The organism is Actinomadura spongiicola, from assembly GCF_003432485.1.
GTDB lineage: Bacteria > Actinomycetota > Actinomycetes > Streptosporangiales > Streptosporangiaceae > Spirillospora > Spirillospora spongiicola.
Map to the genome: position 1 here is coordinate 1 of NZ_QVNQ01000015.1, position 22,360 is coordinate 22,360.

Annotated in this window: 19 protein-coding genes; 8 read left to right on the forward strand and 11 right to left on the reverse strand. The window is 70.4% G+C overall.

What is annotated here, in order from left to right:
- Positions 1 to 393 precede the first annotated feature (393 nt).
- Positions 394 to 1,245 (reverse strand): putative RNA methyltransferase, encoded by an 852-nt coding sequence (locus D0T12_RS32835; protein WP_233526431.1) that lies wholly within the window; start codon positions 1,243 to 1,245, stop codon positions 394 to 396.
- A gap of 118 nt (positions 1,246 to 1,363) precedes the next feature.
- A complete protein-coding gene (gene trxA, locus D0T12_RS32840; RefSeq protein WP_117404744.1) occupies positions 1,364 to 1,717 on the reverse strand; it encodes a thioredoxin in 354 nt (117 codons plus the stop codon).
- 130 nt (positions 1,718 to 1,847) lie between these two features.
- On the opposite strand from trxA, the gene D0T12_RS32845 reads away from it, so the two are divergent.
- Complete coding sequence (locus D0T12_RS32845; protein WP_233526432.1) at positions 1,848 to 2,870, forward strand: sigma-70 family RNA polymerase sigma factor; 1,023 nt, start codon at positions 1,848 to 1,850, stop codon at positions 2,868 to 2,870.
- Between the two features lie 186 nt (positions 2,871 to 3,056).
- On the forward strand, positions 3,057 to 4,403 hold the full coding sequence (locus D0T12_RS32850) for a class II 3-deoxy-7-phosphoheptulonate synthase (RefSeq protein ID WP_199487845.1): 1,347 nt from the start codon (positions 3,057 to 3,059) through the stop codon (positions 4,401 to 4,403).
- 423 nt (positions 4,404 to 4,826) lie between these two features.
- Here the strand turns inward: D0T12_RS32850 and D0T12_RS32860 are convergent, their stop codons facing one another.
- From D0T12_RS32860 to D0T12_RS32870, 3 genes are read right to left on the reverse strand one after another with little or no spacing between them, the layout of a single operon-like run.
- Entirely contained in the window at positions 4,827 to 5,195 is a 369-nt protein-coding gene (locus D0T12_RS32860) for an ATP-binding protein (protein WP_217919851.1), read from the reverse strand.
- Positions 5,196 to 5,237: 42 nt separating this feature from the next.
- On the reverse strand, positions 5,238 to 5,576 hold the full coding sequence (locus D0T12_RS32865; RefSeq protein WP_117404749.1) for an STAS domain-containing protein: 339 nt from the start codon (positions 5,574 to 5,576) through the stop codon (positions 5,238 to 5,240).
- A gap of 31 nt (positions 5,577 to 5,607) precedes the next feature.
- Positions 5,608 to 7,935: a SpoIIE family protein phosphatase gene (locus tag D0T12_RS32870; RefSeq protein WP_233526433.1), complete on the reverse strand. Its 2,328-nt coding sequence runs from the start codon at positions 7,933 to 7,935 to the stop codon at positions 5,608 to 5,610.
- A gap of 340 nt (positions 7,936 to 8,275) precedes the next feature.
- On the opposite strand from D0T12_RS32870, the gene D0T12_RS32880 reads away from it, so the two are divergent.
- Together D0T12_RS32880 and D0T12_RS32885 are read left to right on the forward strand one after the other, a co-directional pair.
- Positions 8,276 to 12,505 carry a HAMP domain-containing protein gene (locus D0T12_RS32880; protein WP_233526434.1) on the forward strand — a complete coding sequence of 1,410 codons (4,230 nt, stop codon included), beginning with the start codon at positions 8,276 to 8,278 and terminating at the stop codon, positions 12,503 to 12,505.
- Positions 12,506 to 12,584: 79 nt separating this feature from the next.
- Complete coding sequence (locus D0T12_RS32885; RefSeq protein ID WP_117404893.1) at positions 12,585 to 13,223, forward strand: response regulator; 639 nt, start codon at positions 12,585 to 12,587, stop codon at positions 13,221 to 13,223.
- A gap of 215 nt (positions 13,224 to 13,438) precedes the next feature.
- Here D0T12_RS32885 and gltX read toward each other — a convergent pair whose 3' ends face one another.
- Together gltX and D0T12_RS32895 are read right to left on the reverse strand one after the other, a co-directional pair.
- The gene (gene gltX, locus D0T12_RS32890) at positions 13,439 to 14,845 is read right to left on the reverse strand and encodes a glutamate--tRNA ligase (RefSeq protein ID WP_117404753.1); all 1,407 of its coding nucleotides are present in this window, start codon (positions 14,843 to 14,845) and stop codon (positions 13,439 to 13,441) included.
- A 36-nt stretch (positions 14,846 to 14,881) separates the two neighbouring features.
- A complete protein-coding gene (locus D0T12_RS32895) occupies positions 14,882 to 15,490 on the reverse strand; it encodes a TIGR03086 family metal-binding protein (RefSeq protein WP_233526435.1) in 609 nt (202 codons plus the stop codon).
- Positions 15,491 to 15,554: 64 nt separating this feature from the next.
- Between D0T12_RS32895 and D0T12_RS32900 the strand changes: the two genes are divergently transcribed.
- Positions 15,555 to 16,394: a helix-turn-helix domain-containing protein gene (locus D0T12_RS32900; RefSeq protein WP_199487846.1), complete on the forward strand. Its 840-nt coding sequence runs from the start codon at positions 15,555 to 15,557 to the stop codon at positions 16,392 to 16,394.
- Positions 16,395 to 16,441: 47 nt separating this feature from the next.
- Here D0T12_RS32900 and D0T12_RS32905 read toward each other — a convergent pair whose 3' ends face one another.
- Entirely contained in the window at positions 16,442 to 17,446 is a 1,005-nt protein-coding gene (locus tag D0T12_RS32905) for a methyltransferase (protein ID WP_147339733.1), read from the reverse strand.
- Positions 17,447 to 17,673: 227 nt separating this feature from the next.
- Between D0T12_RS32905 and D0T12_RS32910 the strand changes: the two genes are divergently transcribed.
- A complete protein-coding gene (locus D0T12_RS32910) occupies positions 17,674 to 18,309 on the forward strand; it encodes an HNH endonuclease family protein (protein WP_117404756.1) in 636 nt (211 codons plus the stop codon).
- Between the two features lie 32 nt (positions 18,310 to 18,341).
- On the opposite strand, the gene D0T12_RS32915 is transcribed toward D0T12_RS32910, so the two are convergent.
- Positions 18,342 to 18,842, reverse strand: a complete 501-nt coding sequence (locus D0T12_RS32915; RefSeq protein WP_199487847.1) for an HAD domain-containing protein — start codon at positions 18,840 to 18,842, stop codon at positions 18,342 to 18,344.
- Between the two features lie 130 nt (positions 18,843 to 18,972).
- On the opposite strand from D0T12_RS32915, the gene D0T12_RS32920 reads away from it, so the two are divergent.
- Positions 18,973 to 19,785 (forward strand): PIG-L family deacetylase, encoded by an 813-nt coding sequence (locus D0T12_RS32920; RefSeq protein ID WP_117404757.1) that lies wholly within the window; start codon positions 18,973 to 18,975, stop codon positions 19,783 to 19,785.
- A 57-nt stretch (positions 19,786 to 19,842) separates the two neighbouring features.
- On the opposite strand, the gene D0T12_RS32925 is transcribed toward D0T12_RS32920, so the two are convergent.
- Positions 19,843 to 20,391: a GNAT family N-acetyltransferase gene (locus D0T12_RS32925; RefSeq protein WP_199487848.1), complete on the reverse strand. Its 549-nt coding sequence runs from the start codon at positions 20,389 to 20,391 to the stop codon at positions 19,843 to 19,845.
- 70 nt (positions 20,392 to 20,461) lie between these two features.
- Complete coding sequence (locus D0T12_RS32930) at positions 20,462 to 20,824, reverse strand: VOC family protein (protein WP_117404758.1); 363 nt, start codon at positions 20,822 to 20,824, stop codon at positions 20,462 to 20,464.
- Between the two features lie 147 nt (positions 20,825 to 20,971).
- On the opposite strand from D0T12_RS32930, the gene D0T12_RS32935 reads away from it, so the two are divergent.
- On the forward strand, positions 20,972 to 22,036 hold the full coding sequence (locus tag D0T12_RS32935; RefSeq protein WP_325050861.1) for a phosphotransferase family protein: 1,065 nt from the start codon (positions 20,972 to 20,974) through the stop codon (positions 22,034 to 22,036).
- Positions 22,037 to 22,360: the final 324 nt, after the last annotated feature.

Here is a 22,360-nt window from a genome sequence, read left to right on the forward strand (position 1 = left end):
CGGCTCCGGGGCAACCCTTCTAACTTACCCGGTCCGTTCCCGTTGTCAAGCCGATCGGCGAAGATCTTTTTGACGGACGGAGGCGTACCGAGTTCCCACACCAACGACCGACAGGCCACGAAGACCCACCAGGAACGTTTCGTAGGAGGCGCCCTGCGGGCCGGCCACCGTGCGGCGTCCTGCATCCCGTTCTGGGCTGTGCAGGTCATCTTACACCAGTTCGAGCGGGACTCGAACCGCCTTCAGTTGCCCTGCGTTTCCCCGAGGTCGGCCACCTGGTGGCGTCCCGCGTCTCTCGGGGCAGCAGTGACATTAGAACGCCGGACCGGGACCGTCAAATCAGGCAACCTTGCCCCTACGGCTGGTTGGCTCGCGCCGCGGTCGGGCGCCCGCCTACTCAAGGCGTCGGTAGGTGGACAGGACGAACGACAAGGGGGTCGGCAGCGGATCGGGAAGCCGTTCCAGTCGTTCGCGGAGCCGCTCCGCCGGCACATGGTGGGCACTGGGCCCCATACCCACGAGCGTCACGATCTCCTCGTGGGTCAGGACGGCCTCCGTCTCCAGTTCCTGGCGCGAGTCCAGCTTGAAGTATCCGGCCAACGCCGCGTCCGTGCGCTCGGTCTTGCGTTCGTCGACCGACAACAGTCCCAGCGGTTCCACGAGCGTGGACAGGTGCCGGGGTGACGGTGTCACCGTGAACAGCGACCCGTCGTCGCGGAGGACCCGGTGGAACTCGGCCGCGTTGCGCGGGGCGAAGACGTTGATGACGGTGTCGGCGGCGCCCGTGCGCAGCGGAAGCGGTCGCCACAGGTCCGCGACGACGGATCCGACGCGGGGATGCGCCTTCGCAGCGCGGCGTGCGGCGTGCTTGGAGATGTCGAGGGCCAGGCCGATCGTGTCCGGTGACCGGTCGAGGGCCCGGCTCAGGTAGTGGCCGGTTCCGGCTCCCGCGTCGAGGACGAGGGACGGTCTGGTCCGTGCCACGTTCCAGGCGAGCCGATCCGCCGGGATCGTGAAGTGGCCCGCCTGGAGGAACTCGTCCCGCGCTCGGACCATCTCCGGTGTGTCGGCCGTCCCCGGACGGGCGTTGCCCGGCAGGAGGTTCGCGTAACCGTGCCGTGCGATGTCGAAGGTGTGGCCGGTCGGGCACAGCAGCGCACGATCAGCCAGTTCGAGGCCGGCTCCGCAGACGGGGCACACCAGGTATGGGACGACATCGGCGAGCACGGGTCCATCATCGTGCATGGGGGCCGTGGTACGGGCGGTACCGCCCGGTTCTTTGCCGTTGCGCCGCCCACAGGCCGTCCCGCCGTCGGCGGTGCTTCCCGCGTGCGCAACCCGGGGGTCGGGTGGGGCGTCCGGTTCAGGACTCGGCGCGGCGGCGGACGTCCTCCATGTCCAGGCCTCTGACCTGCTCGATGACGTTCTCCAGGACCGATTCCGGCAACGCGCCGGGCTCGGCGAAGACGATCATGCCGTCGCGGATCGCCATCAGGGTGGGGATCGACCTGATCCCGAACCGTTCGGACAGTTCGGGCTCCGCATCGGTGTCGACCTTGGCGAAGACGATGTCGTCGTGTTTGCTCGCCGACCGGTCGAACACCGGCGCGAACCTCTTGCACGGTCCGCACCACTCCGCCCAGAAGTCCACCAGGACGATGCCTTCGGCCTGAGCGACCTCATCGAAGTTCTCAGCGGTGAGTGTGACCGTCGCCATGTCGGTTTCTCCTCAGTCGGGGTATCAGGACGTAGAGCGGCTAACAGGTTCGCAGTATTCCCCACCCGGGAATCACAGAGCGGTAATTAGCGTTCTCCTCCTAGGGAGATCGCACCGGAGAAGGGTCAGGATGGCTGCAACCCGTATCAAGGGCGACAGGGTCGACGTCCCGGACAAGGACCTTGTCGGGGCGTACCTGGACCGGATCGGCCGCACCCCCCTGCTCGACGCGCAGGAGGAGGTCGATCTGGCCAAGGCGATCGAAGGGGGCCTGTACGCCGAACAACTCCTCGACGAGGGCAACGTACCCGCAGGGGTGGCCCCGGAGGAGCTGGAGGAGCTGGCCGAGGCGGGGCTGCGCGCCAAACAGCGCTTCGTCGAGGCCAATCTGCGGCTGGTGGTCTCGATCGCCCGGAAATACCCGACCGACTCGTTGCCCCTCATCGACCTCATTCAGGAGGGGAACCTGGGGTTGATGCGCGCGGTGGAGAAGTTCGACTACCGGCGCGGCTTCAAGTTCTCCACATACGCGACATGGTGGATCCGGCAGGCGATCGGGCGTGGGCTGAGTCACACGGCCCGCACGATCCGGCTGCCCGTCCACGTGGAGGAGGAGCTTTCGCGGCTGCGGCGTGCGGAGCGTCAGCTGGGGCGCGAGCTCGGCCGTGAGCCGACCCGGGAGGAACTCGCCGGTGTGCTCGGCGCCGACCCCGACCATGTGGACGAGTTGCTGCGGTGGCGGCGCGACCCGGCGAGTCTGGACGCGACCGTCGACGACGCGGGCGAGACCCCCATGGGCGACCTGCTCGAAGATCCGGAGGCCGTGACGCCGGAGGCGGAGATCCTCGCGCTGGACGACATCGAGGGGCTCGGCCGGCTCCTCGACCGCCTCCCCGAGCGCGAGTCCGCGATCCTGCGGGCGCGTTTCGGGATGGACAGCGGCCAGCCGCTGTCGTACGCGCAGATCGGCGCCCGGTACGGCCTGAGTCACAACCGGGTGAGGCAGATCACGGACCGGTCCCTGCGAAGGCTGCGGCAGTTGGCGAACGAGGCCGACCTGAGCGGCCGCCGGACGCTGACGGGTGGACCGAGCCACGGTCCGAGTCATGGGCCGGAGCCCGTGCGCACGCCCGCTGGGAGCCGAGCGGCCTGAGAGCCCGCGAACATTGACGAAACGGGCGGCTCCGGACCTTCAGGGGCCGCCCGTTCGCATCTCTTCGGCTGCCGCGTGCGCGCCCGGCCGGTGGCGTCGCAGAGCGGGCCGCGCTTCCGGTTTCGGCCGTCCCGGCTCCGGGTGCTGGTAGTACGGCAGGGCCGAACGTGCCATAGCCTTTCCACCGTGAGTACACCCGCCATAGGGGATTTGGACGCCTGGCGCACCCTCCCCGCCCTTCAGCAGCCCGATTGGGACGATCCGGACGAGGTTCGGGCCGTCACGGCCGAACTCGCCGCGCAGCCCCCGCTCGTGTTCGCGGGTGAGTGCGATCAGCTCAAGGCGCAGCTCGCGGACGTCGCACGCGGCGAGGCGTTCGTCCTGCAGGGCGGTGACTGCGCCGAGACGTTCGAGGGCTCGAACGCCGACGCGGTGAAGAACAAGCTGAAGACGCTGTTGCAGATGGCGGTCGTGCTCACCTACGCCGCGAGCGTGCCGGTCGTGAAGATCGGTCGGATGGCGGGGCAGTTCGCCAAGCCGCGGTCGAAGCCGGTGGAGGTCCGCGGGGGTGTGGAGCTGCCCGCGTACCGGGGTGACGCCGTCAACGGGTTCGAGTTCGACGCCGCGTCCCGCCGTAACGACCCGAACCGGCTGCTGAAGGCGTACCACTGTTCGGCGGTGACGCTGAACCTGTGCCGGGCGTTCACCAAGGGCGGGTACGCCGATCTGCGGCAGGTGCACGCCTGGAACCAGGACTTCGTGGCGCAGAGCCCGGCGGGCCGCCGCTACGAGCAGCTCGCGGGTGAGATCGACCGGGCGTTGACGTTCATGAAGGCGTGCGGGGCCGACCCCGACGAGTTCCACGAGGTGGAGTTCTACTCCAGCCATGAGGCGCTGCTGCTCGAGTACGAGCGGGCGTTGACCCGCATCGACCATCTGAGCGGCCTGCCGTACGACGTGTCGGCGCATTTCCTGTGGATCGGGGAGCGCACCCGGCAGCTGGACGGCGCGCACGTCGAGTTCCTGCGGCACATCCGCAACCCGATCGGGGTGAAGCTGGGGCCGACGACGTCCGCCGACGACGCCCTGGCGCTGATGCACCGGCTGAATCCCGACGACGAGCCCGGTCGGCTGACGTTCATCACCCGGATGGGCGCGGGCCGGATCCGGGACGTCCTGCCGCCGCTGATCGAGAAGGTGCACCAGAGCGGCGCGCCGGTGGCGTGGCTGTGCGACCCGATGCACGGCAACACGTTCGAGGCGCCGAGCGGGCACAAGACGCGACGGTTGGACGACGTGCTGGACGAGCTCGCCGGGTTCTTCGAGGTCCACCGGGCGCTCGGGACGCACCCGGGCGGCATCCACATCGAGTTCACCGGCGACGACGTCACCGAGTGCGTCGGCGGCGCGCAGGGCCTGGCGGAGGCCGATCTGCACCAGCGGTACGAGACGGCCTGCGACCCGCGGCTCAACCGGAGCCAGTCGCTGGATCTGGCGTTCCTGGTGGCGGAGCTGTACCGCAACTCCGCCTAGCCGAGCTGTGTCTCGACGTGCCATGGGAACGCTCGCCTGACGGCCACGCAGCACCTAGATGGTAGATGGGGTCTGCTGAACCGACCTCGGACATGGCGAAGGACGCCCATGATCGGCGTGAGAAGACACAGGTCCATCTGGCGCGGACGGTCCACCCTCGGGAAGCTTGACGGTGTAGGACTCCTTCACCCACGTCCAGTGGGGCCAGGACTTCCGAACCGTGACCCCGGGCACGGCCCGGGTGGCGTCCAGCACGGCCTCCAGCTCGCCGCGCGAGGCCGCCTCGGCCTGCCCGACGATGTCGTAGTGGAACGTTGGGATGCCGGGATGAGATCGCCGGCTACGACGTGGTCAAGCTGATGCCGATCACCATCGCCGAGGGCGCGGAGTGCGTCTTCGGCCTGGCCCAATCCCAGGAGCGGGTCAGATGTCCACCTCGGCCCAGACGACCTTGCCGCCGGTGACCGGGTCCGCGCCCCAGGAGTTGGCGAACCGGTCGACGATGAACAGGCCGCGGTGCGACTCGTCCAGCGGGCCGGGAACGGTCAGGCGCGGCAGCTGGGCGGCGCGGTCGCGGACCTCGACGCGGATGCGGCCGCTGCCGCGCAGCAGGCGCAGTTCCAGCGCGGTGCCGGCGTGCCGGACGGCGTTGGCGACCAGCTCCGCGACGATCGCGGTGACGAGCTCTTCGCGATCCATCAGCGCCCAGGTGCGCATGGTGCGGGCGGCGAGGCGCCGGGCGTACTCGACCGCCTCGGTCTGGGGCGCGGCCCGCAGGGTCGTCTCGGTCATCGGGTCGGTCACCCCGCCCGCTCGCCGTTCTTCATCGTCGCCTCACCGTCCATCGGCGGGAGCCTCCTCAGTCGGACCCTCGATCAGGAAGCGGTCGAGGCCCGTGGTCCGCAGTACGTTCTCGACCCGACCGTAGGCACCGGTGACGGTCAGCGTCGCGTTCTGTGCCCGTGCGTGCTTGTATGCCCGGACGAGGACGTTTAGACCTGAGGAGTCGCAGAAGTCGACCGCCGTGAGGTCGACGACGACCGCCCGCTCCCCGGCGTCCACCAGCTCGGTCAGCCGGGAGCGCAGCTCGTCGGAGGAATGCAGGTCTATAGAGCCGCGCGCAGCGATCGTCGCGCGGCCGTCCCGTCGTGTCGTGTGCAAGGCAAGCCCCACGCCACCCCACCTTACCGATTGTTGGTCTCCATCATGACGCCCGCAGAACGATGAGGGCAATGTCGTCGTTCGACGGCTCTGGGCCGAAGTCACGGACGGCGCGCTGGATACGGGCCGCGACGGCCCGTGCGCTGAGCCCGGTGCAGCCGGCCAGAAGCCCTTCGAGGCCGTGGCCGTCGCCGAGCAGCCGGTTGCCGGAGCGGCGCTCGGTGACGCCGTCGGTCACGCAGAGCAGCACCTCCCCGCGGCGCAGGTCGACGGTGTCGGTGTGGAATTCGACACCGTCGAACACGCCGAGCAACGGCTGCGGCGAGGCGGCCTCGCGGACGTCGCCGTCCGGGGCGAGCAACAGCGGGGGCGGGTGCCCCGCGCTCGTCAGTGTGATCGTGACGCCGTCGCGGCGGCGCCGGGCGGCGATCTCGCCGTGCAGCAGGGTGAGCAGTCGTCCGCGTTCCCCCTCGGCGAGGATCAGCCGGTTGAGGCGGCCGAGGACCGCCGGGACGGACATGTCCTCGGCGGCGAGGATGCGCAGCGCGTGCCGGGCGAGGCCGGTGACTGCGGCGGCCGCGGGCCCGGTGCCGCAGACGTCGCCGATGGCGAAGCGCCAGCGGGACGCGGGGGCGGCGCCCGCGGGTCGCAGGCCGCTTTCGAAGACGTCGTAGAAGTCGCCGCCGACCTCGCTGCCCTCCCCCGCCGGCTCGTACACGACCGCGACCTCCAGGCCGGGGATCTCGGGGATTCCGGGGGGCAGGAGACTGCGCTGGAGCGCGCTGCTCATGGCGGTCTGCGCGGAGAACAGGCGCGCGTTGTCGACGGCGAGGGCGGCGCGGCGGCTGAGCTCCTCGGCCAGCTCGATCGCGCTGCGCGGGAACCGGTCGCCGGACGGGCGGCCGATCACGATGGTGCCGATGCGGCGGCCGCGGGCGATCAGCGGGAACGCGTAGACCTGGTCGGCGGCGGTGTCACCGGCGGCGGCGCGGACGTCGTCGGGGGCGGTGGCCAGGCCGTTCCAGGGGCCGGGGGCGTCGATCGGCGGGGCGGCGCCCGCGTGTTCGAGCAGTTCGCGGAGCCCGTCGGCGCGGTTCTCGTCGGCGTGCCACACGTAGGCGAGCCGGTCGGGCTCGACCTCGGTGACGGTGTAGACGGCGCACCAGACGGCGAGGCGGGGGACGACGAGCTGCGCGACGAGCGCCATCGTGCGTTCCTGGTCGAGGGTTCCGGCGAGCAGGTCGCTGGCCTCGGCGACGAAGCTGAGCCAGCCCCGCCAGGACCGTTCCAGTTCTCCGACCCGTGCCTTCTCCAGGGAGAGCGACATCTCGTCGGCGAGCCGGCCGATCCGGACCGCGTCAGCCTCAACAAAACGACCGGAAACGGACGAGACGGCCACGACAAGCCCGGTGAGGCGTCCCTGGGACTCCAGCGGCGCCGCGGCCAGGGACCGGGCCTGCAACGCGGCAGCGGCCGGGTCGGAGGCGTCCAGGGCCACCCACGGGGAGCCCGCGCGGGCGGCCGGGCCGAGACCGCCCACCGACAGCTCTCCGAGGGACATCTCGGCGGCCGTCCCGGCGGACGCGCCCATGATCAGGCGCCCGTCGCGTTCGGTGAGCAGCACGGCCGCGCCCTCGGCACCGAGGACGTTCCGGACGGTGGCGACGCCGTCCTCCATGGCCTCCAGGGCCGCCGGGGAACGCAGGAGCCGGTCACCGGCGACCGGCATCTCGCCCACGCCTTCGCCGAGCCGTCCGTTCCCGTTCTTGCCACCGGGCGTGGAATCGACGGGGTTGGTGGGACTCGCGGCGCTCGCGCCGTCGAGGGAGGCGTCGGCCGCCCCTTCACGCCGGACGCGCTCGCGGGCCGGCTCGCGGCCGGCCGCGGGCGGTGCCGCGGTGTCGGGGCCGGTGTCGGGGCCGGTGTCGGGGGCGGTGTCGGACGCGGCGTCCCGGTCGGTGACGTCCGCGGGCGGCGGGGCGCCGCCGTCGGAGGCGCCGGGTCGGGGTAGCCGGAACCAGACGCCCTTGGTGCGCCGGTCGTAGGACACGCCCCAGGAAGCGGCGAGCCGGGCGATCGACGGGAGCCCGCGCCCACTGGACGCGGTGACGCCCGGCATCTCGATGCCGCGGGTGGGATGCCGGTCGCGGACCTCGATCCTGACGTCTCCCTCCTCCAGGTGGCAGGAGACCTCGAACGATGTGCCGGCGTAGGCGATGGCGTTGGTGGCGAGTTCGCTGGTGGCGAGGACGGCGTCGTCGGCGACCTGGTCCATGCCCCAGTCGGCGAGGACCTTGCGGACGAACCGGCGCGCGTCCGCCACCGCCGCGGCAGCGGACGGGAAGGTCGCCGATGCCGTCTGCCGATCCAATCTGTCGTCCCTCGCTCGAAGCGTCAGTCACTACCGGGTCTGGCTATCGTGGCAGACGGGACGGACAGGCGACCACGAGAGCCGTGAACCGAGGGGCGAGCACCCGGTCAGGTCCCGATGTCCGACCCCGCCACGAACGACAGACCGTAACACGAACACTACAAGGACGGATGCACGGTCATCGCCGTCCGACCACCGCCCACGCGCGGACCGGGCTCGGTACCGCACGGCGACGTAGAGTACTGGGTGCGGCCGGGAGAGGCCCAGTAAGGAGTCCGTGTCGTCCGGACATGGCCGATGTCCGGTTCCCGACAGATCGCGGGCCAGGAGGATGAAGAGCATGCCGCGTACCGCGTCACGTGCCCGCCCCGGCGGGTACCGCGACACCGCTCCGCGCTACAGCGACGCCGACCTCGAACCGTTGCTGAGGGCGCTCGTCGCCGTCCGGGACGGGCGGGCGAGGTCGGAGCTGGACGTACCGGGCGAGGGCGCCGTGGCGGAGGCCGCGGCGATCCTGGAGGAGATCCGGCAGAACGGCCAGGAGCTGGCGTCCGGGCTGGCCCGGGTCCGGCGGGAGATCGGCCGCGAGGGGCAGCTGCGGGGACGGCTCGCGCCGGGGACGCTACAGGGCACCTGGGCGGTCGCCGCGGAGGACGCCAACGCGATCATCGACAAGCTGACCGATCTGGTGACGGGGATGAGCCAGGTCGTGGAGGCGGTCGCGGCGGGCGACCTGAGCCAGCGGGTCGAGCTGCGGGTGCGGGGCAGGCCCATGCGCGGTGAGCTGCTGCGCATGGCCAAGTCCGTCAACGGCATGGTGGAGCTGCTCGACCAGTTCACCTGGGAGGTCACCCAGTTCGCCCGGGAGGTCGGCACGGAGGGGCGCCTCGGCGGGCAGGCCCCGGCGCGCGGCATGACGGGCCGGTGGCGGGACGTGACGGCGTCGGTGAACGTGATGGCGTCGCGGCTCACGTCGCAGGTCCGCGACATCGCGGAGGTCACCACGGCGGTGGCGAAGGGCGACCTGACCCGCAAGGTCACGGTGGAGGCGACCGGTGAGCTCCAGGAGCTGAAGCTCACCGTGAACACGATGGTCGACCAGCTCTCGGCGTTCGCCGACGAGGTCACCCGCGTGGCCCGCGAGGTCGGCACCGAGGGGCAGCTGGGCGGCCAGGCGAACGTTCCGGGCGTCAGCGGCGTCTGGAAGAACCTGACCGACAACGTCAACGCGATGGCGAACAACCTGACGTACCAGGTCCGCGGGATCGCGCAGGTCACCACCGCCGTCGCCGAGGGCGACCTCGGCAAGAAGATCACCGTCGACGCCCAGGGCGAGATCGCCCAGCTCAAGGACACCGTCAACACGATGGTCGACACGCTTTCGGCGTTCGCCGACGAGGTCACCCGGGTGGCCCGCGAGGTCGGCACCGAAGGGCGGCTGGGCGGCCAGGCGCGGGTGCTCGGCGTGAGCGGGGTCTGGAAGGACCTGACCAGCAATGTCAACGGGATGGCGTCCAACCTGACGTACCAGGTCCGCAACATCGCGCAGGTCACCACCGCCGTCGCCGAGGGCGACCTCGGCAAGAAGATCACCGTCGACGCCCAGGGCGAGATCCTGGAGCTGAAGGACACCGTGAACGCGATGGTGGACACGCTTTCGGCGTTCGCGTCCGAGGTCACCCGCGTGGCCCGCGAGGTCGGCACCGAAGGGCGGCTCGGCGGCCAGGCGATCGTGCCCGGCGCGGGCGGCGTCTGGAAGGACCTGACCGACAACGTCAACTCGATGGCCAACAACCTGACCAATCAGGTCCGCGGCATCGCCCAGGTCACCACGGCCGTCGCGCAGGGCGACCTGACCCGCAAGATCGAGGTGGACGCGCAGGGCGAGATCCTCCAACTGAAGACGACCCTGAACACGATGGTCGACACGCTTTCGGCGTTCGCCGACGAGGTCAGCCGGGTGGCCCGGGAGGTGGGCACCGAGGGCCGGCTCGGCGGGCAGGCGATCGTGCCCGGCGCGGGCGGCATGTGGAAGGACCTGACCGACAACGTCAACGGGATGGCGTCCAACCTGACGTACCAGGTCCGCAACATCGCGCAGGTCGCGACCGCGGTCGCGCACGGCGACCTGACACGACGTATCGACGTCAACGCGCAGGGCGAGATCCTGGAGCTGAAGACGACCCTGAACACGATGGTGGACACGCTGTCGTCGTTCGCGTCCGAGGTCACCCGCGTCGCCCGGGAGGTCGGCATCGAGGGCCGGCTCGGCGGCCAGGCGGAGGTCGAGGGGGTGTCGGGCACCTGGAAGCGGTTGACGGAGAGCGTCAACGAGCTCGCCGGGAACCTGACGACCCAGGTCCGCGCGATCGGCGAGGTGGCGAGCGCCGTCGCCACCGGCGACCTGACCCGGACGATCACCGTGGAGGCGCGCGGCGAGGTCGCGGAGCTGAGCGACAACGTCAACCTGATGGTGGCGACGCTGCGGGAGACGACCCGCGCCAACGAGGAGCAGGACTGGCTGAAGACCAACCTCGCGCGGATCGGCGGGCTCATGCAGGGCCACCGGGACCTCCAGCAGGTCGCCGACCTGATCATGCGGGAGCTGACGCCGACGGCGAGCGCCCAGTACGGCGCGTTCTACCTCGCGGAGAACAGCGGCGAGGAGACCGAGCTGTCACTGATCGCCGGGTACGGGACGCGCCGCCGGGCGAACCGGGCCCACGGCGCCGACGGTGACATCCGGTTCGCGCTGGGCGAGGGCCTGGTCGGGCAGGCGGCGCAGGAGCGCAGGGCGCTGCTGATCGCCGACGCCCCCGCCGACTACGTCAAGATCGGCTCGGGGCTGGGCGAGGCCTCCCCCGTCAACATCATCGTGCTGCCGATCGTGTTCGAGGACGAGGTGCTCGGCGCGATCGAGCTGGCGTCGTTCGGCCGGTTCACCGACGTTCACCTGGCGTTCTTCAGCCAGCTGATCGAGACGATCGGTGTGACGTTGAACGCGATCCGCGCCAACACCCGCACCGAACAACTGCTCGGCGAGTCGCAGCGGCTCGCCCAGGAGCTCCAGGAACGCTCGGACGAGCTGCAACGCCAGCAGGGTGAGCTGCGACACTCCAACACCGAGCTGGAGGAGAAGGCGGCGCTGCTGGCCCAGCAGAACCGCGCGATCGAGATCCAGAACTTCCAGATCGAACAGGCCAGGCGAACGCTGGAGGAGCGCGCCGAGCAGCTGGCGATCTCGTCGCGGTACAAGTCGGAGTTCCTGGCGAACATGTCCCACGAGCTGCGCACGCCGCTGAACAGCCTGCTCGTGCTGGCCAAGCTCCTGTCGGAGAACCAGGACGGCAACCTCACCGGCAAGCAGGTGGAGTTCGCGCAGACGATCCACGACTCCGGCACCGACCTGCTGGAGTTGATCAACGACATTCTCGACCTGGCGAAGGTCGAGGCCGGAAAGATGGAGGCGCATCCCCACCGGATCACGGTGTCGGCGCTGGTCGACTACGTGGACGCGACGTTCCGCCCCCTGTCGGTCGACAAGGGCCTCCAGTTCGGTGTGGACGTCGCCCCGGACGTCCCGCCCACGCTGACCACCGACGAGCAGCGGTTGCAGCAGGTGCTGCGGAACCTGCTGTCGAACGCGGTGAAGTTCACCGCGGAGGGCGAGGTCCGGCTGCTGATCGAGCGGGCGGGCGACATCGACTTCACGCTGCCCGCCCTGTGGAACACCCCGGACGTGATCGCCTTCCGGGTGATCGACACCGGTATCGGGGTGTCCGCGGACAAGCTGCAGGAGATCTTCGAGCCGTTCCAGCAGGCGGACGGGACGACCAGCCGCCGCTACGGCGGCACCGGCCTCGGCCTGTCGATCAGCCGGAACATCGCGCGGCTGCTCGGCGGGGAGATCCACGCGGAGAGCCGTCCCGGCCGCGGCAGCGTGTTCACGCTGTACCTGCCCGCCCGGTACAGCGAGCGCGACGGGCGGCAGCGCGCGGCGACGCCGGAGGACGACGCCGCGCAGGAGAGCGCTCCTCGGAACGGCGGCCTGACCGGGACCGCCGCGGCCGAGGAGAACGTGCCCGCGACGGAGGGGCGTCCGCCAGGCGGGAAACGCCCCGGTGAGGCGGAGGCGTTGAACGGCCTGCTGGAGGAACCGCCCGCGGACCTCGTCGACACGGTCCTGTCGGGCCGCAAGGTCCTGATCGTGGACGACGACGTCCGGAACGTGTTCGCGTTGACCAGCGTCCTCGAAGGCTATGGGATGGACGTCCTGTACGCCGAGGACGGGCAGGCCGGGATCGACGTCCTGCACCGCCACCCCGATGTGGCGGTCGTGCTGATGGACGTGATGATGCCGGGCCTGGACGGTTACGCGACCACGGCGGCGATCAGGGAGATGCCGCAGTTCGCGGAGCTGCCCATTATCGTGATCACGGCGAAGGTGATGAAGGGCGACCGGAAGAAGAGCCTGGAATCGGGCGCGTCGGACTATGTGCCGAAACCGGTCGATGTGGACCATCTTCTTGACGTGATGAGGAACTGGCTGCAACCGTCCATCGTCCGCTGACAGGGCGGCACCGCGGTTGGGGGAGGCCGCGGGCGCTGACGCGGCCGGCGAAGGCGGGGACCGGATCGGAGAGACGCGCGTGGACGACAAGGCGAAGATCCTGCTCGTGGACGACCGCGAGGAGAACCTGATCGCGCTGGAGGCCATCCTCAGCTCGCTCGATCAGGATCTCGTCCGGGCGCGGTCCGGTGAGGAGGCGTTGAAGGCGCTGCTCACCGACGAGTACGCGGTGATCTTGCTGGATGTCGTCATGCCGGGAATGGACGGTTTCGAAACGGCCCGCGACATCAAGCGCCGCAAGAAGACCCGCGACCTGCCGATCATCTTCCTCACCGCGGTGAACAGCGACCCCGACTACGCGTTCCGCGGCTACGCGGCGGGCGCGGTCGATTTCATCTCCAAGCCGTTCGACCCGTGGGTCCTGCGCGCGAAGGTGTCGGTGTTCGTCGAGCTGCACGCCAAGAACAAGCAGCTCCGCGACCAGACGACGTTGCTGCGCGAACAGGCGGCCATGCTCCGGGAGCAGGCGGCGCTGCTCAGGTCCCGCCCCACGGAGCAACCGCGCGACGCCGGCGACCGCCTGAGGGCGGTACTGGAGCAGGCGGAACTGGTCGGCAAACGCCTCCCCGCCGCCCTCCGACCCGAGTTCGAGGAACTGGATCGCCGCCTGACCGACCTCCACCAGGCCCTGAACAACGAACACCCACCTCCCCCCTGACGCCCCCAGCCGACCACCACTCGCCGACACCCCTCGCAACGCGCCGGAGGGCACGTCGAAGCAAGCGAGGCGTGCCCCAACAAGGCACCCACCCCAGCCCGCGCCGCAACCCCGCACCGACCTCAGGGTTCGCGCTCGCCTCCGAAGGCAGGTTCAAGCGAAGCAAGAACCTGATGGCGCAGCGAGCCGCAAGGCGAGCCGAAGCGGTGCAGCGATCACCCCGAATGACCGCCGATAAGCACACCACGTGCTGCGGCGATGCGGGTGAGGGTGCGGTCGCGGCCGAGGATTTCGAGGGATTCGAACAGGGGTAGGCCCACGGTGCGGCCCGTGACGGCGACGCGGACGGGTGCCTGGGCCTTGCCGAGTTTGAGGCCGTGTTCGGTGCCGATCTGTTCGAGGCGGTCCTTGAGGGCGGCGGCGGTCCACGGAATTTCCTGGTAGGCGGTCTCGACGGCGGCGAGGATGTCGGCGGCGGGGTCTTTCATCGCCTTGGTCCAGGACTTCTCGTCGGTCGGCGGTTCGTCCAGGAACACGAAGTCGACCATGGGGACGATCTCCGACAGCACGGCCACCCGGGTCTGTGCCAGTGGCGCGAGTTCCGCGAAGACGGCGACGTCCACGTCGAAGGGGGCGTTCTGGAGGAACGGCAGGCATTCGGCGATGAACTTCTCGGGCGGCAGGGCGCGGATGTAGTCGCCGTTGAACGCGCGGAGTTTCTTCTCGTCGAAGAAGGCGGGTGAGGTGTTGACGTCCTCGATGCGGAACTCGTCGACGATCACGTCCCAGGGGACGATCTCGCGGTCGCCGGACGGGGCCCAGCCGAGCAGCATGAGGTAGTTGCGCATGGCCTCGGCGAGGTATCCCTCGGCGCGGTAGTCCTCGAGCGCGACCTTGTCGCGGCGTTTGGACAGTTTCTGCCGCTTCTCGTTCACGATGACGGGGACGTGCGCCCAGACGGGCGGCTCGGCGCCGAGCGCCTCCCACAGCAGCTGCTGTTTGGGCGCGTTGGAGAGATGCTCCTCGCCTCGCACGACGTGGGTGATGCCCTGGCTGATGTCGTCGACCGCGTTGGCGATGAGGAAGGTCACCGAGCCGTCGGCGCGGGCGATGACGAAGTCCTCCAGGACGGCGTTGTCGAAGACGGGCTTGCCGCGCAGCAGGTCGACGACAGTGGTCTGGCCCTCGTCGGGGGTGCGGAAGCGGAGGGCGCGTCCGGGCCCGGCGTCGAGACCGCGGTCGCGGCAGAAGCCGTCGTAGCCGCGGTGCTGGTCGCCGGTGCGGGCGATGACGGCCTCGCGGGTGCAGTCGCAGTAGTAGGCGCGACCCTTGTTCTTGAGGGTCTGGACGGCCTCGGCGTGCCGGGCGGCGTTCGCCGACTGGAAGTAGGGGCCCTCGTACTGTTCGCCGTTCATCCCGAGCCAGGCCAGGGCCTGGATGATGCCCTCGGTCCATTCGGGGCTGTTGCGGGAGGCGTCGGTGTCCTCGATCCGCAGTACGAGCGTCCCGCCCGACTGCACGGCCATCACCCAGTTGAACAGCGCCGAGCGGGCGCCGCCGACATGGAACATGCCGGTCGGGGACGGAGCGAAACGGACACGGATCGGAGAACTCGAAGACATGTCTCCCAGCGTAGAGTGCGCGGGCCCCCGACGTCGTCAGGCTTTCCAGTGCGGGTCGCGTCCGGCCAGTCCGACGAGGCGGTCGAGCAGCGGCGCGTCCTCCGGGACGGAGACCTCGGGCCCGAACGCGCCGTACTCGCGGCCGACCTCCGCGGTCGGGACGAGATGCTCCCACGCGGCGCGGACGACGTCGTCGGGGAACGCGGGTTCGCGGCCGGTGGCGACGGCGAGGTCCCAGCCGTGCACCACCCAGTCGCCGAAGATGATTCCGGCGATGAAGGTGGCGGGCATGGCCTCCTTGTTGCCGGTGAGGCTGGTGTTCCCCTCCCACGCCGCCGGGTCCTGCCAGGCCTCGGCGGTCTTGTGGAGCTGTTCGTCGAACCGCTCCGCCCAGCCCGGTTCGGCGGTGAAGTCGTGGTCCTCTCCCGGTCCGGTGGTCGGCTGCTTGCGCGCCGCGGTCTCGGCCCTGGAGGTCCAGAGGAACAGGTGGTTGACGAGGGTCCGCACGTCCCAGTCGGGGCAGGGGGTCGGCGCGTCCAGACGCTCCGGGGGGATGTCCCGGACGATCCGTGCCGCCGTGTCGGCGGCGGGAACCATCTGGCTCCGCGTGTTCATGATCGTCACCTCGCTCATTCGTTCGAACATGCGGCCACGCTAGGACCGGCCACGGCGCCGGTCTTGAAGAAACGCGACACCGTACCCTGGGCCGGTGGAACGATCCCTACCCGGCGGAACGCGGGGCATCCTGCGGGCACGGGCGGGGTTGGAGCGCTTCCAGGTCGAGAGCATCGCGCCGACCGCCGCGCTCGCCCCGTTCGTGGAGCGCTTCTGGGTGCTTCGGTGGGATCTGCGGGGGCGTCCGCCGCACCGTCAGCAGGTGCTCACCCGCCCGACCGTGCACATGACGTTCACCAGCTACCTGACGAGCGGGACGACGCGGGCCCGGATCGTCGGGGTGGTGCTGGACGACTTCGTGGAGGAGATCGCCGACGAGGGCCGTGTGGTCGGCGTGGAGTTCCGCCCCGGCGGGTTGCGCCCGTTCATGGACGCGCCGGTCTCCTCGCTCACCGGCCGGTTCACGACCGTGGAGGAGGTTTTCGGGGCGGACGGCCCGGCGCTCGCCGACCGGGTCTTCGCGGCGGGCGGCGCGGGGGAGGCCGTGGCGCGGCTGTCGGACTTCCTGACCGCGCGGGCCCCCGGGCCGGACCCGTCCGCCGAGCGCGCGGCCGGGATCGTCGCGCGGATCGCGGCCCGCCCGTGGCTGGTCCGGGTGGACGAGCTGGCCGCCGAGCTGGGGACGAGCACCCGGAGCCTGCAACGCCTGTTCCACGAGTACGTGGGCGTGAGCCCGAAGTGGGTGCTGCGCAGGTTCCGGATGCTGGAGGCCGCCGCGCGGGCCGAGGCGGGCACGGTCGTCGACTGGGCGGGTCTCGCGGCGGAGTTGGGCTACGCCGACCAGGCCCATTTCACCCGCGACTTCACCGTGACGATCGGGACGCCTCCCGCGAGGTACGCACGCGAGACCGGCCCCGGCCGGGCCGGCGGATGACGTTCCGGGCTCGTCCGGCCGGGGTGGGCGCGGCACCGAACCCCCGTCTAGGCGGCCGGTCGCGCCTCGATGATGTGGTACTCGGCGGGTGGTAGCGGCCCGGTCAGCGAGATGTCGGTGAACCCGGCGCGTTCCAGCAGGTCGCGGAACTCGGTCTCGGTGCGTTCCCGGCCGCCGGTCGCGACGAGCATGTTGAGGTCGTTGTTGACGATGCCCCGCGCCTCGGGGGTGACGATCTCCGGCATCACCTGCTCCAGGAGGAGCAGCCGGGCGTCGGGGCGCATCGCGGCCCGGCAGTTCCGCAGGATCGCGGTGGCCTTCTCGTCGGCCCAGTCGTGGATCACGCTCTTGATGACGTAGGCGTCCGCGTCCGGGGGCACGGAGGCGAAGAAGTCGCCCGCGACGATCTTCACGCGGTCGGCGACGTCGGCGAGCGTGTCGGGCGCGGCGGCGAGCCCGCCGGGCTGGTCGAACAGCAGCCCGCGCGGCCCGGGGACGGCACGCAGGATCGCGGCGATCAGCGTGCCGTCGCCCCCGCCGATGTCGGCGATCGTCCCGTACCGGCCGAAGTCGTGGGCCTCGACGATCCCCGGTGCGATGAACCGGGTGTGCTGGGACATCGCCGCGTTGAACGTCGCGGACAGTTCCGGGCGCGACTCGAAGAACTCGAACGGCGTCATACCGGTCACGCGACCCCACGCGTACTCGCCGGTGCGGACGGTCTCGGTCAGGTCGCCCCAGGCCTGCCACATGTCCGGGCCGCAGAACAACCTGATGAGGGCTCGGATCGAGTCGGGTTCGTCCGAGCGGAGCCGCCGACCTTCGGCGGTGAGCGCGAATAGGTCGTCCTTCTGTTCGACGGCGCCGAAGACGCTCAAGCTGCGCAGCAACCTGAGCAGGGACGGCTGGTGGGTGCCCGTCCTCTCGGCGAGTTCGGCGCTCGTCCGCGGCCCGTCGGCGAGCGCGTCCGCCAGGCCGATCTCGGCGGCGGCGTGCAGGACCTGCGCCGGCATGTATCCGAAGGCCAGGTCCAAAAGCGGTGATCTCGACACGTTCGGCTCTCCTCGGTTCGCTTCCGGGTCGTTCTCGACGTTACGAACCGCGCGGCCGCCGGTCTTGGACGAATGTGACCTGCGCCGCGGTGATCTCCCCACCGATGGCCACTTCTTGGCCAACGCCGTTACCTGACCGTGTCCATCGCTAACCAAACGGACATGTCGGGTTTATCAAAATATTCAAGACTGACGGCTCCTGCTCCCCAGCGAACAAGGAGCCACCCGTGAACAGAACGGGGATCATCGCGACCGCCGTCACCCTCACCACCCTCACCCTGCTGTCACCCGCCACCACCGGTACGGCCGCCGCCGCGCCGCCGCCACCGCCCGAGGCCGAGACGGCGGCGCGGCACCTCGCCACCCTCACCGTCCGCGCCGAGGGCTCCGGCGACGGCTACAACCGGGACAAGTTCCCTCACTGGAGCGACCAGGGAGCCAGCTGCAACACCCGCGAGGTCGTCCTCAAGCGGGACGGGGCGGGCGTCAAGACCGGGTCGAACTGCTCTCCGACCAGCGGGTCGTGGACCAGCCCCTACGACGGCGCGACCTGGACGAAGGCGTCCGACATCGACATCGACCACATGGTGCCGCTCGCCGAGGCGTGGCGGTCGGGCGCCTCGTCCTGGTCGACGGCCCGCCGCCGAACGTTCGCCAACGACCTGACCAGCGCGCAACTGTGGGCCGTCACCGACAACGTCAACCAGGCCAAGGGCGACAAGGACCCGGCGGAGTGGACGCCGCCGCGCGCCTCGTTCCACTGCATGTACGCCAGGTCGTGGATCGACGTGAAGTACCGCTACGGACTGACCGTCGACTCGGCGGAGAAGTCGGCGCTGAGCCGCCTGCTCGGCACCTGCTGATCCCCCGCTCGCCGGCCGGACGGCGGGCGCGTTCAGCGGTCGAGCGCGTTCAGCCAGGTCTCGGCCGCCGCGATGTGCCCGTCGGTCAGGCCGGTGAGCGGATCGATCTCCACGAGCAGATGCTCGGCGACGTCCGGTTCACCGGCGATGCATTTGGTGGCGTCCGGCTCGTCCTCGAACCACACGAACGGCCTGCTCTTCGCCCACGCGGCCACATGACGTGCCTTCCACGCGCCGAGCGTCCGTCCCTCGTCGATGCCCGGGAACTGTGGAATCGGCACGAATGGCAACTCCGGCAACCCGACCCTGGGCGCTATCCACACATTGGCGTTGTCGCACCAGTAACTGGCCCAGGCCAGTTCCGCGCCGGTGGACTCCGCCAGTTCGAGCAGGGACGGACCGTGCGCGGGATTGAGCCAGAGCTTGAACGTCATGCCGTTCGGCGAGCACCGCTGCCGCTTAAATCCACGATGCGGCCTCTCGAAAGGATTGAGAACCCCGTCCACGTCGAGCAGAATCACCGGCGACCCCATACCGGGACCGTACGGCATCGGGGGTCCGCCCGTCGAAGGTCGATTCCGGCACGCGAGCGTCCGCGCTCCGACGTGATCAACATTGGGCGTCCGGGCCGTAGAGTGGACGCCTGAGACGGAGGAGTCCCGGATGAATCGCGAACTGACGTTGATGGCCGTCCACGCCCACCCCGACGACGAGGTCCTCGGGACGGGCGGCCTCCTCGCGCGCTGCGCCGCCGAGGGCGTTCGCACGGTCCTGGTGACCTGCACCAACGGGGAGCAGGGCGACGACTCCGGCGGCGTGAAACCCGGTGAGCCGGGGCACGACTCCGCCGAGGTGGCGCAGCGTCGTCTCGCCGAACTGCGCGCGTCCGCCGACCTGCTCGGCATCGACCATCTGGAGCTGCTCGGCTACCGCGACTCCGGCATGGCGGGCTGGGAGGCCAACGACGACCCGGACGCGTTCGCGAACGTCCCGCTGGACGAGTCCGCCGGACGGCTGGCCGAACTCATGGAGCACTACCGTCCGCAGGTCGTCGTCACCTACGACGAGAACGGCGGCTACGGGCACCCCGACCACATCCAGGCGCACCGGATCGCGCTCGCCGCGGCGGAGAAGACCGGCGTTCCCGACAAGCTGTACTTCGCCGCCATTCCCCGCTCGGGCGTCCGCCGCATGTTCGACTCCGTCCGCGAGGCGGGCGTGGAGATCGACTTCGATCCGCCCGAGGACTTCGGCACCCCAGACGAACTGATCACGAGCACCGTGGACGTGTCCGCGCACGTGGACGTCAAGCGGGAGGCCCTGCGGGCGCACGCGAGCCAGGGCGAGAACATCTTCCTGCTGCGGCTGCCGGACGAGATGCAGCGGATGGCGTTCTCGTTCGAGGCGTTCGTCCGGCACTACTGCCGCGTCCAGGCGCCCGACAAGGAGGACGACCTGTTCGCCGGGCTCAGGTGACCCGCCTCGGGCGCGGTCACGCCCGGAACGGGCCGTCCGGTGTTTCGCGGGCCGGTTTCATCGCACGGTCGGTCCGGACCGCTCGGGCATGAGGTCCGTGGTCGGGTCGATGAACCAATGGTTCGCCGGGACGATCCGTCCGGCGAAGACGACGTCCTTCGTTTCGAGGAAGGTGAAACCCAGGGAGCGGCAGATTCCGTTGGACGGAGCGTTCGTCGTCGCCGGAAAGGCGTGGACGATGCCCCAGCGGTTCTCGTCACGCGCCGTCTCCAGGACCATCCGCACGGCGCGCTTGCCCACGCCCCGGCCCTGGAAGTCCGGCAGGACCATCCAACCGATCTCGGAGAAGACCGTGCCGTCCACATCGTGCGGCCAGAGCGTCACCATGCCCGCCACCGATTCGGGCCGGCGCGGGTCGGGGACGATCATCTTGATCCAGGCCAGGCCCGCCGCCGCCTCGCCGACATCGCGGCGCACCTTCTCCTCGATTCCGGCGCGGGGCAGTGGACCGCCGAGTTCGGCCATCATGACGGGATCACAGCGCATCCGGACGTAGGCGTCCACGTCGCCGAGCTCGACATCACGCAGATACAGCCCCGCCGTCACGACCGCGATTCTCTCAAAGCGGGGCCTCGCCGGCTCCGTCTCGACGCGTGTCGCCCGGGGCCGATGTCGCTCAGGGCCGGTAAGTGCCGAAATACCATTCGTTGCCGTCCGGGTCGCGGGCCCCGTAATCACGGGAGCCGTAGTCCTGGTCGGCGAGCTCGCGGAAGATCTCGGCGCCCGCGGCCTTCGCGCGGTCGTGGTGGGCGTCCGGGTCGTCGACCGCGACGTAGAGCGCCGAGGTCCCGGGCTCGCCGTTGCCGAACATGAGCAGGCCGGTGTCGAACCGCATCTCGGCATGGACGATCTTGCCACCGTCGTCCTTGTGGACGGCCACCGGCTCGAAACCGAACGCCTTCTCCAGCCACTCCATGGACTTCGCGGTGTCGGCACAGTTGATCAGCGGGTAGAAGGTCCTGCGGATCTCCAAGGTCATGGCGTCCTCCTTGCTCGTTGCCTACCCGCCCAGCCTGGAGGTAACGGATCCGTCCGTCTTGGACGAATGTGACTTCGGCGGCCGGGGCGTCCGCTCCCTCGACTGTTACTCTCCGTTGTTCGCCCGTGTCGGAAGGAAACCCGCACCGTGCAGCCAGAGCAGATCGACCGCGCGCTGGTGGACTTCGACGTCCTCGACGGCTGGATGCGCGGTCAGGGCCTTCCGGGCGGCCCGTTTGAGGACGTCCGGCCACTGGCCGGGGGCACGCAGAACACGATGGTCAGGTTCCGGCGGGGTGGCCGCGACTACGTGCTGCGGCGCGGCCCGAGCCGTCTGCGCGCCCGGACGAACGACGTCCTGCGCCGCGAGGCCCGCGTCCTGGCCGCGCTGGACGGCACCGACGTCCCCGCGCCGCGACTCATCGCCGCCTGCCCGGACGAGTCCGTCATGGGCGGCGCGGTGTTCTACCTGATGACCCTGGTCGAGGGGTTCAACGCCTCGGTGACGCTGCCGCGGCCGCACGCGGGCGACGCGTCCGTCCGCCACGAGATGGGGTTGAACGCGGCCCGCGCGGCGGCGGCCCTGGGCGCGGTCGACCACGAGGCCGTCGGGTTGGGCGACTTCGGCAGGCCCGCCGGGTTCTTGGAGCGGCAGGTGAGCCGCTGGCTGTCGGAGCTCGACTCCTACGGCGCGCTGGACGGCTATCCGGGCCCCGACATCCCCGGCCTGGACGACGTGGCCCGCCGGTTGGAGGAGCGCCGCCCGACGCGGTGGAGGCCGGGAATCCTGCACGGCGACTACCACCTGGCCAACCTGATGTACTCCCCTGACGGGCCCGGGGTGGCCGCGATCGTCGACTGGGAGATGTGCACGATCGGCGATCCGCTCCTCGACCTCGGCTGGCTGCTGGCCACCTGGCCCGACCGCGCCGACGAGTGCGCGGCGCTGGCCGGGCCGCTCGGCGAGGCGGGCGGTCTGCCCACGGCGGACGAACTGGCCGACGCCTACGCCGAACGCGCGGACGCCGTCACCGGACGCGACCTGGACTCCCTCCCCTGGTACGGGGCGCTCGCGTGTTTCAAACTCGGCATCCTCCTGGAGGGCACGAACGCCCGCGCATTCGCCGGAAAGGCGCCGAGGGACACGGGCGACCTGCTGCATTGGATCACCCTCGACCTGTTCCGCCGCGCCCAGACGTTCCTGGATTCGTGAGCTGTATTTATTGCAGGCCCGGCCCACTGCGCTCGCCTGGCGGCTCGCTACGTGACCGTCCCTGGGGCGAACGCGACATCGCTTCGCGATCCACCCGGTTCCGCTCGCCTCCGGCGTCGCTCCACCGGGCGGATCACGCGTTCGCGTGCGGGCTGAGGTCACCTCGTAACAGGTACTGGGGGCCACACGGGGGCGCGGGTTGCAAAATCGGGCCGGGCGACGCAGCCTGGAGGTGATCGGTGAGAGCGGGGCAGTCGGTGACGCCCTTGCGCCGAATAGACGGCGAATCGAGCCACTCGCCCCGTTCCGCCGGTCGACGCGCGG

Excerpts from the sequence above, each read along its gene's own strand:
- gltX (WP_117404753.1), bottom strand. The coding sequence starts at position 14,845 with ATGTCTTCGAGTTCTCCGATCCGTGTCCGTTTCGCTCCGTCCCCGACC.
- D0T12_RS32920 (WP_117404757.1), top strand. The coding sequence starts at position 18,973 with ATGAATCGCGAACTGACGTTGATGGCCGTCCACGCCCACCCCGACGAC.
- D0T12_RS32835 (WP_233526431.1), bottom strand. The coding sequence starts at position 1,245 with ATGCACGATGATGGACCCGTGCTCGCCGATGTCGTCCCATACCTGGTG.
- D0T12_RS32915 (WP_199487847.1), bottom strand. The coding sequence starts at position 18,842 with ATGGGGTCGCCGGTGATTCTGCTCGACGTGGACGGGGTTCTCAATCCT.
- D0T12_RS32895 (WP_233526435.1), bottom strand. The coding sequence starts at position 15,490 with ATGTTCGAACGAATGAGCGAGGTGACGATCATGAACACGCGGAGCCAG.
- D0T12_RS32860 (WP_217919851.1), bottom strand. The coding sequence starts at position 5,195 with ATGACCGAGACGACCCTGCGGGCCGCGCCCCAGACCGAGGCGGTCGAG.
- trxA (WP_117404744.1), bottom strand. The coding sequence starts at position 1,717 with ATGGCGACGGTCACACTCACCGCTGAGAACTTCGATGAGGTCGCTCAG.
- D0T12_RS32880 (WP_233526434.1), top strand. The coding sequence starts at position 8,276 with ATGCCGCGTACCGCGTCACGTGCCCGCCCCGGCGGGTACCGCGACACC.
- D0T12_RS32845 (WP_233526432.1), top strand. The coding sequence starts at position 1,848 with ATGGCTGCAACCCGTATCAAGGGCGACAGGGTCGACGTCCCGGACAAG.
- D0T12_RS32930 (WP_117404758.1), bottom strand. The coding sequence starts at position 20,824 with ATGACCTTGGAGATCCGCAGGACCTTCTACCCGCTGATCAACTGTGCC.